Raw genomic sequence first — 13263 nt, forward strand, 5'->3', positions numbered from 1 at the left:
TGGAAAGAGCCGGGGTGACCCGGCTCTTTCGATATCCACCCGCCACCGGCACGGATGACATCCGCGCCGGTGCGCGGTCGGCGACGTATGTCAGGCGCCGGTCGCGGCGGCGATCGCCTCGCGGTTCTTGCGGATGCCCTCCTGGGCCTCGATCAGCGTCTGCTGGACGTTGTCGAAGGTCTTCTTGTAGCTCTCCCAGGCCTGCAGGAACTTCTCGGCGTTCGGGCCGGACCAGGACGCCGGGATCTTGCGCGCCTCGGCGTCGAGCGCCCGCTGCACGTTCATGATGGCCTCGGCCTGGACCTTGAAGGTCTGCGCCATCTGGTCCATGTCCGCGAGAACGCCACCGACCTTGGTCATATAGTCCCCTTTCAGTCCCACCTTTCACAGGGATGGTCGGTCTACACAATAGGCCCCAAGGTCCCACAAGATGCACGCTTCCACAAATCCCGGTCAGGTTTGCTGGCCGATTTCCGTGATGACCGGTGCCGTGACCTGCACGGTCACGGGGGCAGGTGACCGACGAGGGTGGCCGCACGGCTCCGGCGAAACCCGCGGGCGGCGCGGCCGACTCGCGGTGGGGTGGCTCCGCGTCAGAACGCGGGGACGCTTACACTCCTGTGCCAGGTCCTACAGGGTGCGGACCGAGAAAGGCGGACGACACACGTGCAGAAGGTCCTGATCGCCAACCGGGGTGAGATCGCCGTCCGGATCGCCCGCGCGTGCCGGGACGCCGGCCTGGTCAGCGTGGCGGTGTACGCCGACCAGGACCTCGACGCGCTGCACGTCCGCATCGCCGACGAGGCGTACGCGCTCGGCGGCCAGTCCCCCGCCGAGACGTACCTCAACATCGGCAAGCTGCTCGACATCGCCCGTTCCGCGGGCGCCGACGCGGTGCACCCCGGCTACGGCTTCCTCGCCGAGAACGCCGACTTCGCGCAGGCCGTGATCGACGCCGGGCTGATCTGGATCGGCCCGCCGCCCGCCGCGATCAAGGCGCTCGGCGACAAGGTCGCCGCCCGGCACATCGCCCAGCGGGTGGGCGCGCCGCTCGTCGCCGGCACCCCCGACCCGGTCTCCGGCGTCGACGAGGTGATCGAGTTCGCCAAGAAGCACGGCCTGCCGATCGCGATCAAGGCCGCGTACGGCGGCGGCGGGCGCGGCCTCAAGGTCGCCCGCACCCTCGAGGAGATCCCGGACCTCTACGACAGCGCGGTACGCGAGGCGGTGACCGCGTTCGGCCGCGGCGAGTGCTTCGTCGAGCGCTACCTGGACCGCCCGCGGCACGTGGAGACCCAGTGCCTCGCCGACGCGCACGGCAACGTCGTCGTGGTCGGCACCCGGGACTGCTCGCTGCAGCGGCGGCACCAGAAGCTGGTGGAGGAGGCGCCCGCGCCGTTCCTCACCGCCGAGCAGGTCGAGCTGCTGCGCATTAGCTCCAAGGCGATCCTCAAGGAGGCCGGGTACGTCGGCGCGGGCACCTGCGAGTTCCTCGTCGGCCAGGACGGCACGATCTCCTTCCTCGAGGTCAACACCCGGCTGCAGGTCGAGCACCCGGTGACCGAGGAGGTGACCGGCATCGACCTGGTGCGCGAGCAGTTCCGCATCGCCGCCGGGGAGGAGATCGGCTACGACGACCCGGAGCCGCGCGGCCACTCCATCGAGTTCCGCATCAACGCCGAGGACCCGGGGCGCAACTTCCTGCCCGCGCCGGGCACGCTCGCCACCATGCGCGTGCCGTCCGGCCCGGGCGTGCGGCTCGACTCGGGCTACGAGGCGGGCATGACCGTGCCGCAGGCGTTCGACTCGCTCATCGCCAAGCTCATCGTCACCGGCCGCACCCGGGACGAGGCGCTGGCCCGGGCGCGCCGGGCGCTCGCCGAGTTCGAGATCGAGGGCATGCCGACGGTGCTGCCGTTCCACCGCGCCGTGGTCGACGACCCGGCGTTCACCGGCGAGCCGTTCGGCGTGCACACCCGGTGGATCGAGACCGAGTTCGCCGCGGACATCCCGCCGTACGCCGGGGAGATCGCCGAGGCGGAGCCCGCCGAGCGGGAGCGGATCACCGTCGAGGTGGGCGGCAAGCGGCTCGAGGTCGTGCTCCCGGCCGGGCTGACCGCGGGCGGGGGCGCGAAGTCCGGCGGGCGGAACCCGGGCCGTACGGCGAGGCGCTCCGCGCGGCGCGGCGGTCCCGCGCCGGCCGCCGGGGGTGACGCCCTCGTGTCGCCGATGCAGGGCACGATCGTCAAGGTGGTCGTCGCCGACGGCGACACCGTGGCCGCGGGCGACACCGTCGTCGTGCTCGAGGCGATGAAGATGGAGCAGCCGATCACCGCGCACAAGGCGGGCACGATCACCGGCCTGTCCGCGGCGGTGGGCCAGACGGTGAGCGCGGGCGCCACGCTCTGTGAGATCAAGGACGCGTGAGGTCTTCGGCCACGGCCGGACCGGCTACGGTGGAAGGGATCCGTGTCGGGAACCCTGACCACTCCCCGTTCGTCCTCATGGGCGAAGGAGGCATCGAGCCGTGACCACTGACCTGCTACGCCGCGCGGGATCCGCACTCCTCGCGCTGCTCACCGGTGTGCTGGTGCTGGTCGCGTTCGCGTCCCCCGCGAGCGCGCGCGCAGCCGCCGCGCCGGACACCAACGAGATCGTTTCCTACTGGAAGGACAAGAAGGACCGGCTCTTCGTCGAGTCCGGTTCCCCGTTGACCTCCGACCAGCAGTCGGAGATCCGCGACGCGCTCAGCGAGTCGAAGACGAGGATCTACGTCGCCGCGCTGGCCGACTCCTCCATCGCCGACGAGGCCGCCGCGGGCAATCTGATCAACTCGCTGGGCCAGGCCCTGGAGCGGGAGGGGCGCGGTAAGTTCACCGTGGTCGTCCTCGACGGCACCCGGATCTACTCGCGCTCGAACCTGATCGGCCGGAACGCGGCCACGCTCGCCGACCTGGCCGCATCCGCGGCGAACGGCGACATCGCCGCGGGCATGAAGGACTTCATCAACCGCGTCAACCTCGCCGCCGACGGCAACCGCCGCGCCGCGCTCGACCCCGACAGCACGGTGAGCAGCGACAGTGGCGGCGGTGGCGGCTTCGGCGTGCTCGTCGGCATCCTCGTGCTGTTCCTCGCCGGCGGCGTCGGCCTGTTCCTCTACTCCCGCAAGAAGCAGCGGGAGCGGGAGGCGCGCGAGGCGGCCGAGCTCGCCGCCGTCAAGCAGACGGTCGAGGAGGACATCACCAAGCTCGGCGAGGAGATCACCGAGCTCGACACCGAGGTGAAGCTCGCCGCGTCCCAGGCGGACACCCAGGCCGACTGGCAGCGCGCGCTCGACGCCTACGAGCGGGCGAAGGCCGAGCTCGCCGCGGTCAAGCACGTCGACCAGCTGCGCAGCGTGACCGAGGCGCTCGAGGAGGGCCGGTACGCGCTCGCCTGCGTGCGCGCCCGGGTCAACAACCAGCCGGTGCCCGAGCGGCGTCCCCCCTGCTTCTTCAACCCGCAGCACGGCCCGTCCGTGCGTGACGTGCGCTGGGCCCCGCCCGGCGGCGCGCCGCGCGACGTGCCCGCCTGCGCCGCCGACGCGCAGCGCGTCGAGCAGGGCTTCGACCCGCACATCCGCGAGGTCATGGTCGACGGCCACCGCCGGCCGTACTACGACGCCGGCCCGGCCTACGCCCCCTACGCCTACGGCTACTACGGCGGGTTCGGCGACGTGATGACCGGCATGCTCGTCGGCACCATGCTCGGCAGCATGATCGGCGGCGGATTCGGCTTCGGCGGCTTCGGCGCGGGCTACAGCGCCGGGTACGCCGAGGGCGTGCAGGACGCCGGCGGCTTCGGTGGCGGCGACTTCGGAGGCGGTGACTGGAGCGGCGGCGACTGGACCAGCGGCGGCGACTTCGGAGGCGGCGACTTCGGAGGCGACTGGTAGGCCGTCGCCGACCAGGCCCTTGGCCCCGGTCCGCACGGCGGCCGGCGCCTGAGTGGTCACAGGCCCCGGCGTTCGGAAACGCTTCTCCGGCCCCGGGCGGTGCGATCGACCGCCCGGGGCCGTCGCGTGTCCGGGGCCCGGGTCGCGGGCGGCGCGGGGATCGGCGCGTGCGCCGCCCGGTGCGAGGATCGGTGGCGGACCGGGGATCAGATGCCGACGGAGGCGACCGGCTGCATGAGGCGGCGGGCCGCCTCGGTGATCGACCCGGACAGCGACGGGTAGACGGCGAAGGTGTGCGCGACCTGGTCGACGGTGAGCCGCTGCTGCACGGCGAGCGAGATCGCGAGGATCAGCTCGGAGGCGCGCGGCGCGACGATCACGCCGCCGAGCACGATGCCGGTGTTGGGGCGGCAGAACAGCTTGACGAACCCGTCGGTGAAGCCCTGCATCTTCGCCCGGGCGTTGGTGGCCAGCGGCAGCTTGACCACGTTCGCCTCGACCTCGCCGCGCTCGATCTGGGCCTGGGTGACGCCGACGGCGGCGATCTCCGGGTCGGTGAAGATGTTCGAGGCGACCGTGGCGAGCCGCAGCGGCTGCACCGCCTCGCCGAGCGCGTGCCAGACCGCGATCCGGCCCTGCATCGCGGCGACCGAGGCGAGCATGAGCACGCCGGTGCAGTCACCGGCCGCGTACACGCCGGGGGCCGAGGTGCGGGACACCTTGTCCACCTCGACGAACCCGCCGCGGCCGAGCCGTACCCCGGCCTCCTCCAGGCCGATGCCGGTGGTGTTCGGCACCATGCCGACGGTCATCAGGCAGTGCGTGCCCTCGCAGGTGCGGCCGTCCTCCAGGGTGACGACCACGCCGTCGGCGGTGCGCTTCACCGAGGCGGCGCGGGAACGTGCCATGACGTTCATGCCGCGGCGCCGGTAGACCTCCTCGAGCACCTCGGCCGCGTCCTGGTCCTCGTTCGGCATCATGCGGTCGCGCGAGGAGACGAGGGTCACCTGCGAGCCGAGCGACCGGTACGCGCCGGCGAACTCGGCGCCGGTCACGCCGGAGCCGACCACGATGAGGTGCTCGGGCAGGGTGTCGAGGTCGTAGAGCTGGCGCCAGTCGAGGATGCGCTCGCCGTCGGGCTCGGAGCCGGGCAGCACGCGCGGCGTGGCGCCGGTCGCGATGATCACGACGTCGGCGCGAATGGTGTGGTCGCCCACGCGGACCCGCTGCGGGTCGACGAGCCGCCCCTCCCCCTCGATCACCTCGACGCCCTCGGCGGCGAGGCGGTTGGCGATGTCGTTCGACTGTGCCCGGGCGAGCTCCTTGACCCGCCGGTTCACCTGGGGCAGGTCCACCCGCACCCCGGTGCCGCCGTCGGCGGCGCCGTCGAAGCGCACGCCGAGCGACGCGGCGTCGAGCAGGGCCTGCTTGCGTACCGATGTGGCGATCAGCGTCTTGGACGGGACGCAGTCGGTCAGCACGCAGGAGCCGCCCGGCCCGTTGCGCTCGACCACGGTGACCTCCGCGCCGAGCTGTGCCGCCACCAGCGCCGCTTCGTATCCTCCTGGTCCGCCGCCTATGATCACGATCCTCGTCACATATCCCATTCTCCCGTATCCCGGTGACCGGACCGACCCGGCCCCGAAGCGCCCGTGGGCCGCGCGACCCGGCCGGCCGGCGATCTTGGATTACCCTGGGATGCCGTGCCTGTCTACGCCGCCTACGGCAGCAACATGGATCCCAAGCAGATGGCCCAGCGCGCCCCGCACTCGCCGATGCGCGGCACCGGCTGGCTGCAGGGCTGGCGGCTGACGTTCGGGGGCGAGGACATCGGCTGGGCGGGCGCGCTCGCCACCATCGTCGAGGATCCCGGTAGCCAGGTGTTCGTGGTGCTCTACGACGTCCCGGAGTGGGACGAGCCGTTGCTCGACCAGTGGGAGGGGGCCGCGCTCGGCCTCTACCGCAAGATCCGGCTCCCCGTCGCCACGCTCGACGGCGACGTCGTCGCCTGGTTCTACGTCCTCGACGACTACGAGGGCGGGCTGCCCTCCGCGCACTACCTCGGCATCCTCGCCGACGCCGCGGAGAAGGCGGGAGCGCCCGACGACTACGTGCGCGACCTGCGCAACCGCCCCTGCAAGTCACTTGGAGACTGACATGCTCTCCTCTCACGGGTCCTCCCCCACCGGCGCCGCGTCGCCGGACCCCTTCGCGACCGCGGCCGAGGCCGCCTCGGCGCTGCTGTCCCGCACGGGCCTCGCCTCGATCGAGATCGCGCTCGTGATGGGCTCGGGCTGGAGCCCGGCGGCCGACGCGATCGGCGAGGCGATCGCCGAGTTCCCGGTGACCGAGCTGCCCGGCTTCGCCCCGCCCGCCGTGGAGGGCCACGCCGGCCGGGCCCGCGTGGTCCGCACCGAGGCCGGCCGCCACGTGCTGATCTTCCTCGGCCGCACCCACCTGTACGAGGGCCGCGGCGTCGAGCCGGTGGTGCACGGCGTGCGCACCGCGATCGCCGCGGGCGCCCGGGTCGTCGTGCTCACCAACGCCGCCGGAGGCCTGCGGCCGGAGTGGCAGAAGGTCGGCGAGCCGGTGCTGATCAGCGACCACATCAACCTCACCGGCGCGAACCCGGTCACCGGCGCGAAGTTCATCGACCTCACCGAGGTGTACTCGGCCCGGCTGCGCGAGCTCGCCCGGGAGGCCGACCCGTCCCTCGCCGAGGGCGTGTACGTCGCGCTGCGCGGCCCGACGTACGAGACCCCCGCCGAGATCCGCATGCTGCGCACCCTCGGCGGCGACATGGTCGGCATGTCCACCGTGCTCGAGGCGATCGCCGCCCGGGAGGGCGGGGCCGAGGTGCTCGGCATCTCGCTGGTCACCAACCCCGGGGCCGGCCTCGTCGGCGAACCCCTCGACCACGAGGAGGTGCTCGCCGTGGGCCGGGCCACGGCGAGCCGCATGGGCGCCCTCCTCGCCAGGCTGGTCGACAAGCTGTAGCGGCCCGCCCGCGCGACGCGGGCCGGCGATCCGAGATGGCGTGAGGGAACGCGATGGCATCCGATGACGTGCTGGTGGCCCGGGCCCGGGAGTGGCTCGCCCAGGACCCCGATCCGGAGACCCGGGCCGAGCTGAAGGCGCTGCTCGAGGCCGGGGCGCCGCTGGAGGACCGGTTCGGCGCCGAGCTGCGGTTCGGTACGGCCGGCCTGCGCGGCGAGCTCGGCGCCGGGCCGAACCGCATGAACCGGGTGACGGTGATGCGGGCGGCGGCCGCGCTGGCGAAGGTGCTCGGCCCGGGCGGGCACGTGGTGATCGGCTACGACGCGCGGCACAAGTCCGAGCTGTTCGCCCGCGACTCGGCCGCGGTGCTCACCGGCGCGGGCCTGCGCGTGTCGCTGATGGCCGCGCCCTGGCCCACCCCGGTGCTCGCGTTCGCGGTGCGGCACCTCGGCTGCGCGGCCGGGGTCATGGTCACCGCGTCGCACAACCCGCCCCGGGACAACGGCTACAAGGTGTACTGGGGCGACGGCATGCAGATCGTGCCGCCGGTCGACCGGGAGATCGCCGACGCGATCGCCACGGTGGGCCGGGTGGACGAGCTGCCGCTCGGCTCGGCGTGGGAGACGCTCACCGCCGAGCGCATCGTCGAGCCGTACCTGGAGGCGGTCACCGCGCTGCCCATCGGGGACGCGCGCGACGTGCGGGTCGCCTACACCCCGCTGCACGGCGTCGGCGGCGAGGTGCTGACGGCGGCGTTCCGGCGGGCCGGGTTCCCGGAGCCCGCGGTGGTCCCGTCGCAGGCCGAGCCCGACCCGGACTTCCCCACCGTCGGCTTCCCCAACCCGGAGGAGCCGGGCGCGATGGACCGCCTGCTCGACCTCGCCGCCGAGACCGGCGCGGACATCGCGATCGCGAACGACCCGGACGCCGACCGGTGCGCGGTCGCCGTACCCGGGCCGGACGGATCCTGGCGCATGCTCACCGGCGACGAGGTCGGCGGGCTGCTCGCCGAGCACGTGCTCGCGCGCACCTCGGGCGACGACCGGGTGGTGGCGACGACGATCGTGTCCTCCTCGCTGCTCGGCCGCATCGCCGCGGCCCACGGGGTACGGCAGGCCGTCACGCTCACCGGGTTCAAGTGGATCGCCCGGGCCGCACGCCCCGGCGAGCGGCTGGTGTTCGGCTACGAGGAGGCGCTCGGCTACACGGTCGGCACCGACAAGGGCCTGCCGGTGCGCGACAAGGACGGCATCGGCGCGGCGCTCGTCATCGCCGGGCTCGCCGCCGAGGCGAAACGGGACGGCCGCACCCTGCTCGACCTCCTCGACGACCAGGCCCGCCGGTACGGCGTGCACGCCACGGCCCAGCTGTCGGTGCGGGTCACCGACCTCGGGCGCATCCACCGGTCGATGGCGCGGCTGCGCGCCGAGCCGCCGCGCGAGCTCGGCGGCCGGGCGGTGGAGTCCGCCGACGACCTCGCCGAGGGGGTCGACGGGCTGCCCCCGACCGACGGGCTGCGCTACCGGCTCGCCGGGGACGCGCGCGTGGTGATCCGGCCCAGCGGCACCGAGCCGAAGCTCAAGTGCTACATGGAGGTGGTGGTCCCGGTCGCGGGCTCGGTCCCCGACGCGCGGGCGCGGGCCGACCGGGCGCTCGACGCGATCCGGGACGACCTCGCCGCGATCGTGGACTGACCCGCGTCAGCGGCGGCGGGCGCGCCGCCCGCGCGACCGGGTCGCGCCCCGCACCAGGCCTGTAACGATCCACAGCAGGGCGGCGAGCAGGGCCGCGCCCACGGTGTACGGCACCACGCCGGACGTGGCGGACTCCGCCGAGGCGGCGGCGCCCGGCGCGTCGCCGGTACCGCCGTCCGGGTTCGCCGCGGCCGTGGCGGAGGCGCTCGGGGTGGCGGCCGGGGCGGCGGCCTTCGGCCCGTCGGGCGACGGGCTGAGCGCGGGCTCCGGCAGCGGGTCGACGAGGTGACCGACGGGCTCGGCCTTGCCGCGCACCGCGAAGCCCCAGTCGAGCAGCGCGGCGACCTCGTCCCAGAAGTAGCCCTTGTGCCGCATGATCGCGACGATGATCGTGTGGCCGTCGCGCCGCGCCGCGCCCACGAAGCTCGCCTGCGCCTTCGACGTCCAGCCGTTCTTCACGCCGATCATGCCCTTGTACCGGCCGAGCAGCCGGTTGTGGTTGGCGATCTGGTACGTCTTGCCGCGCGGCGCGGGGAAGTCGGCGAGCCGGGTGCCGACGTAGCGCCGGAAGTCGGGGTACGCCAGGCCCGCCCGGCTGATCAGCGCGAGGTCGTAGGCGGAGGTGAGCTGCCCCGGCTTGTCGAGCCCGCTCGGGGTCTTGGCGACCGTGTCGTACGCCTGCAGCCGCCGCGCCTCGGCGTTCATCGCGCGCAGCGTGGCCGCGAGGCCGCCGTTCGCCTCGGCGAGCGCCATCGCCGCGTCGTTGCCGGAGACCATCATGAGCGCGAGCATGAGGTCGTCGACGGTGTAGATGCGCTGCGGCTTGAGCCCGACCGCGCTGCCCTCCTGGTTGACCGCGGTGACGCTCGGCTTGACCTTCATGTTCTTGTCGATGCCGGCGCGCAGCAGGGTGACCGCGGTGAGGATCTTCAGCGTGCTCGCCGGGCGGTAGCGCCCGTGCGGGTCCTTGGCCGCGAGCACCTCGCCGGTGTCGGCGTCGGCGACGACGAACGCGGCCGCCTTGGTCTTCGGCGGCGGCTTCACCCCGCGGGGCAGCACGAGCCCGCGGCTCGCCAGCCGTTCCCCGCCGACCACGGGCCGCGGCTCCGCCGTACCGGACCGGCGGGCGGCGGGCCCGTTGGGGAGGCGGTCCCCCTGGGCCGTAGGCTGGACCGTGACCCCGGCCCGGACCATGCGGCCGGAGTCCGGCGCGCCGGTGGGCGCCTGGAGGGCGTATGCCGGAGCCGCCGGCAGCAGCACACACGCGACGACCACCGAGACCGGACGTACGCCCCAGCACCCCCACAACCTTCGCATAGAGCCCTCAGCGTAGCGTTCGCGTCCTCGATGGGGAGTGTGATGCCCCGCGGCGCCCATAGGCACCCTCGGAGATCGTCAAGGATACGACAGGGAGATAGGCCCCAAATGACGCGACGCGGAGCGGCGTTCCTCCTCGGCCTCGCCGCCTTCATGATCATCGAGTGGATCAACCTGGGCTTCAACCTCCAGGACGGCCACGAGACCTCGTTCTACGTGATCCACGGCATCCTCATCGTGGTGAACGTGATCCTCGGCGCGATCCTCGGCGTGATCGGCCTGCGCGCCTGGCGGGCCACCGGGGACGACGCGCGGCGGACCGGCACCGGCGAGCGGACCCCGTCGGGGAGCACCCGGGCCTGAGCGCACCCGGCGCCGGAACGAGGTGTGCGGAGGGACACATGGGACAGGAGTGATGATTCTGACTTAAGTGACAAAATAGATTCCACTCGATGCGCACCTTGAATGGCGCATAACGCACAAAGAGGCATAAATCCCCACACTCTGGTACAGGGTGTGCCGACTGTCCAGAACCCGGACGTGATCTAGAAACCTGCCTGTTTGCGGTTCACCATGCACTTGTGCCGCTGTTTCGACCGGTTTGGTGATGGCCGGAAGTCATGGCGGCGCGAATGGTTGCGCCATCGTTAAGGAGATCACCGGACCGGGAGGTCGATGGTGGGGATCGAGTTCACGCCCTCGCGTGGCGCCAGCCTGGGCGTCGAATGGGAACTCCAGCTCGTGGACCGGCAGACCCGCCGGCTACGGCAGGACGCCGGGGAGGTGCTCGCCGAGATCCGCGACCTGAGCGAGGCCCCGCGACCCAAGGCGATGCACGAACTGATGCAATCGCAAATCGAGATCGTTACCGGGGTCTGTCACACGGTAGCGGAGGTGCTGCAGGATCTTAGCGGTACCATCGAACGTATCCGCCAGGTCGTCGAACCGCGGGGCACCGGGCTCGCGTGCACGGGGACGCACGCCATCAGCGATTGGCGTGAGGCCGTCTACGCCCCCATCCAGCGCTACGCCGAGCTGGTGGAGGAGATGCAGTGGCTGGCATGGCGCATACAAACATTTGGCGTACATGTCCACGTGGGGGTGCGGGAGAGGGATAAAGTCATCCCCATCGTCAACGCACTCGCGGCCTACCTGCCGCATTTTCTCGCGTTGACGGCCTCCAGCCCGTTCTGGGGCGGTCAGGACACCGGACTCGCCTCCAGTCGGGCCATCGTTTTTGGAGCCCTGCCCACGGCCGGCCCACCCCACCTGCTGGCCGACTGGGCGGAGTTCGAGGAGTACATGGAAACGCTCATGCGTGCCGGGACCATCAAAAGCATCAAGGAGGTGTGGTGGGATGTCCGGCCACACCCCGATCTCGGCACGATCGAGATTCGCATGTTCGACGGCATCCCGACCCTCCGCGAGGTCGGGATGGTGACCGCGCTGTCGCAGTGCCTGGTCCACCAGTTCGACCAGCAGCTCGACCGCGGTTACAGGCTGCCGCGCCCGCCGGCGTGGGTGGTGCGGGACAACAAGTGGCGCGCCACCCGGTACGGCATGGACGCCGTGATCGTCACCGACGACCGCGGCGCCACCGCGCCGCTGCGCGACGTGCTCTACGAGCTGCACCGGGAGCTCGAGCCGATCGCGGACCGGCTGGGCTGCGCCGAGGAGCTCGCCGTGATGAGCGAGGTTCTGGAGCACGGCGGGTCGGCCGAGCGACAGCGGGCAGTGATAGCGGAGGGCGGCACGCTCGAGGACGTGGTGGACGCCACGATGATCGAGCTCGCCGAGAACCGGTTTGTGACGTCACGACAACACTTGGTGGATGGAACGGTGGATCATGCGGGGACGTGAACTGCGGGGGGAACTAGACGCGTTCCTGAGCGCGCGGGAGGACGAGCTCATCGCCTTCCGCCGTGACCTTCACGCGCATCCCGAGCTGGGATTCGCCGAACACCGCACCACCCAGCGCGTCATGGACCGGCTGATCCGCGCCGGGCTGGAACCGGCGCGGCTTCCCCGCGGCACCGGCCTCATCTGCGACATCGGCAGCGGCGACGGCCCCACGGTCGCGCTCCGCGCCGATCTTGACGCGCTTCCCCTCATGGACGAGAAGGACGTTCCCTACCGCTCCACCGTGCAGGGCGTCTGCCACGCCTGCGGCCACGACGTGCACACCACCGTGGTGCTCGGCGCGGGCCTCTTCCTCGCCCAGCAGGCCGAGGCCGGGCTGCTGCCCGGCCGGGTCCGGCTCGTGTTCCAGCCCGCCGAGGAGGTGCCCGGCGGCGCGCTGCGGGTGATGGAGGCGGGCGGCATCAGCGGCGTGGACCGCATCTTCGCCCTGCACTGCGACCCGCGCCTCGACGTCGGCCACATCGGCATGCGGGTCGGCGCGATCACCGCCGCCTGCGACAAGGTCACGGTACGGCTCAGCGGCCCCGGCGGCCACACCGCCCGGCCCCACCTCACCGCCGACCTCGTCTACGCGCTCGCCAAGATCGTGACCGAGCTGCCCGCGGCGCTCTCCCGCCGGGTGGACCCGCGGTCCTCGCTCTCCCTGGTCTGGGGCCGGGTGCAGGCCGGCTCGGTGGCGAACGCCATCCCCGACGACGGCCTCGCCGAGGGCACCGTGCGCTGCCTCGACGAGCAGGCCTGGCACGACGCGCCCGACCTGTTCAAGGCGCTGCTGGAGTCGGTGGCGAGCGCCTACGGCGTGGAGGCCGACCTCGGCTACGTGCGCGGCGTGCCGCCCACGATCAACGAGGCGACCAGCGTGCAGATGATGCGGGACGCCGTGGAGCAGGTGCTCGGCCCGGAGGCCGCGATGCCGACCCCGCAGTCGCTCGGCGGCGAGGACTTCGGCTGGTACCTGGAGTCGATCCCGGGCGCGATGGCCCGGCTCGGCACCCGCACCCCCGGCGACCCGCGCGAGCTCGACATCCACCAGGGCACCTTCGACGTCGACGAGCGCTGCATCGCCGTCGGCGTGCGCACCCTCGCGGCCACCGCGCTCACCGCGCTGTGGGAGGGCGGCCGCCCGGTCGGCGAGGAGGCCGCCGCGGAGGCGGTCGTCGCCTGAGACCCGCCCGGCCGTCGCGGTGGCGCGGCCGTACCGCCGCCCCACCGCCGTCCGCCTGGTGCCGCCACGTGAAATGCGTCACGCCCCGCCCGGCTCAGGCGATCTCGCCGGGCGGCTCCGCGGGCGCGCCGGCCGGTGCCGTACCGGGCATGCCGCTGGTCACAGGGTGGCGTGTGCTGCATAACGGACCTGTTGCGGAGCGGTGCCGCCACTTTGGTACCCGAAGTGCGGAGAAC

General features: G+C 72.6%; 11 protein-coding genes. 8 read left to right on the forward strand and 3 right to left on the reverse strand.

Annotation, left to right across the window (positions count from 1 at the left end; translation table 11 throughout):
- Nucleotides 1–90: 90 nt before the first annotated feature.
- Nucleotides 91–360 carry a WXG100 family type VII secretion target gene (locus tag FHX40_RS18205; protein WP_142260740.1) on the reverse strand — a complete coding sequence of 90 codons (270 nt, stop codon included), beginning with the start codon at nucleotides 358–360 and terminating at the stop codon, nucleotides 91–93.
- Nucleotides 361–666: 306 nt separating this feature from the next.
- Between FHX40_RS18205 and FHX40_RS18210 the strand changes: the two genes are divergently transcribed.
- Nucleotides 667–2427 carry an acetyl/propionyl/methylcrotonyl-CoA carboxylase subunit alpha gene (locus FHX40_RS18210; RefSeq protein WP_142260741.1) on the forward strand — a complete coding sequence of 587 codons (1761 nt, stop codon included), beginning with the start codon at nucleotides 667–669 and terminating at the stop codon, nucleotides 2425–2427.
- A 100-nt stretch (nucleotides 2428–2527) separates the two neighbouring features.
- Entirely contained in the window at nucleotides 2528–3934 is a 1407-nt protein-coding gene (locus FHX40_RS18215) for a hypothetical protein (RefSeq protein ID WP_142260742.1), read from the forward strand.
- A 206-nt stretch (nucleotides 3935–4140) separates the two neighbouring features.
- On the opposite strand, the gene FHX40_RS18220 is transcribed toward FHX40_RS18215, so the two are convergent.
- On the reverse strand, nucleotides 4141–5532 hold the full coding sequence (locus tag FHX40_RS18220; RefSeq protein ID WP_142260743.1) for an NAD(P)H-quinone dehydrogenase: 1392 nt from the start codon (nucleotides 5530–5532) through the stop codon (nucleotides 4141–4143).
- 105 nt (nucleotides 5533–5637) lie between these two features.
- Between FHX40_RS18220 and FHX40_RS18225 the strand changes: the two genes are divergently transcribed.
- Genes FHX40_RS18225 through FHX40_RS18235 form a run of 3 tightly spaced genes read left to right on the forward strand, consistent with a single transcriptional unit; the run spans nucleotide 5638 to nucleotide 8625 of the window.
- The gene (locus FHX40_RS18225) at nucleotides 5638–6090 is read left to right on the forward strand and encodes a gamma-glutamylcyclotransferase family protein (RefSeq protein ID WP_142260744.1); all 453 of its coding nucleotides are present in this window, start codon (nucleotides 5638–5640) and stop codon (nucleotides 6088–6090) included.
- A 1-nt stretch (nucleotide 6091) separates the two neighbouring features.
- Nucleotides 6092–6931, forward strand: a complete 840-nt coding sequence (locus tag FHX40_RS18230) for a purine-nucleoside phosphorylase (RefSeq protein ID WP_142260745.1) — start codon at nucleotides 6092–6094, stop codon at nucleotides 6929–6931.
- Between the two features lie 53 nt (nucleotides 6932–6984).
- Nucleotides 6985–8625: a phospho-sugar mutase gene (locus tag FHX40_RS18235; protein ID WP_142260746.1), complete on the forward strand. Its 1641-nt coding sequence runs from the start codon at nucleotides 6985–6987 to the stop codon at nucleotides 8623–8625.
- A 6-nt stretch (nucleotides 8626–8631) separates the two neighbouring features.
- On the opposite strand, the gene FHX40_RS18240 is transcribed toward FHX40_RS18235, so the two are convergent.
- Nucleotides 8632–9942, reverse strand: coding sequence for a D-alanyl-D-alanine carboxypeptidase family protein (locus tag FHX40_RS18240; RefSeq protein WP_229789049.1), 1311 nt, complete (start codon nucleotides 9940–9942; stop codon nucleotides 8632–8634).
- Nucleotides 9943–10050: 108 nt separating this feature from the next.
- Here FHX40_RS18240 and FHX40_RS18245 point away from each other — a divergent pair, with 108 nt between their 5' ends.
- The 3 genes from FHX40_RS18245 (at nucleotide 10051) to FHX40_RS18255 (ending at nucleotide 13027) form a co-directional block, all read left to right on the forward strand.
- Nucleotides 10051–10305 (forward strand): SCO4848 family membrane protein, encoded by a 255-nt coding sequence (locus FHX40_RS18245; protein WP_142260747.1) that lies wholly within the window; start codon nucleotides 10051–10053, stop codon nucleotides 10303–10305.
- 315 nt (nucleotides 10306–10620) lie between these two features.
- Nucleotides 10621–11802, forward strand: coding sequence for a glutamate--cysteine ligase (locus tag FHX40_RS18250; protein ID WP_142260748.1), 1182 nt, complete (start codon nucleotides 10621–10623; stop codon nucleotides 11800–11802).
- A complete protein-coding gene (locus FHX40_RS18255) occupies nucleotides 11789–13027 on the forward strand; it encodes an amidohydrolase (RefSeq protein ID WP_142260749.1) in 1239 nt (412 codons plus the stop codon). The genes FHX40_RS18250 and FHX40_RS18255 overlap by 14 nt, the downstream gene beginning before the upstream one ends.
- The last annotated feature ends 236 nt before the right edge of the window (nucleotides 13028–13263 follow it).

The organism is Thermopolyspora flexuosa (assembly GCF_006716785.1).
Taxonomy (GTDB): Bacteria; Actinomycetota; Actinomycetes; order Streptosporangiales; family Streptosporangiaceae; genus Thermopolyspora; species Thermopolyspora flexuosa.

Coding starts and splice junctions, on each gene's coding strand:
- FHX40_RS18205 (WP_142260740.1), bottom strand. CDS start 360: ATGACCAAGGTCGGTGGCGTTCTCGCGGACATGGACCAGATGGCGCAG.
- FHX40_RS18230 (WP_142260745.1), top strand. CDS start 6,092: ATGCTCTCCTCTCACGGGTCCTCCCCCACCGGCGCCGCGTCGCCGGAC.
- FHX40_RS18235 (WP_142260746.1), top strand. CDS start 6,985: ATGGCATCCGATGACGTGCTGGTGGCCCGGGCCCGGGAGTGGCTCGCC.
- FHX40_RS18240 (WP_229789049.1), bottom strand. CDS start 9,942: ATGCGAAGGTTGTGGGGGTGCTGGGGCGTACGTCCGGTCTCGGTGGTC.
- FHX40_RS18245 (WP_142260747.1), top strand. CDS start 10,051: ATGACGCGACGCGGAGCGGCGTTCCTCCTCGGCCTCGCCGCCTTCATG.
- FHX40_RS18255 (WP_142260749.1), top strand. CDS start 11,789: ATGCGGGGACGTGAACTGCGGGGGGAACTAGACGCGTTCCTGAGCGCG.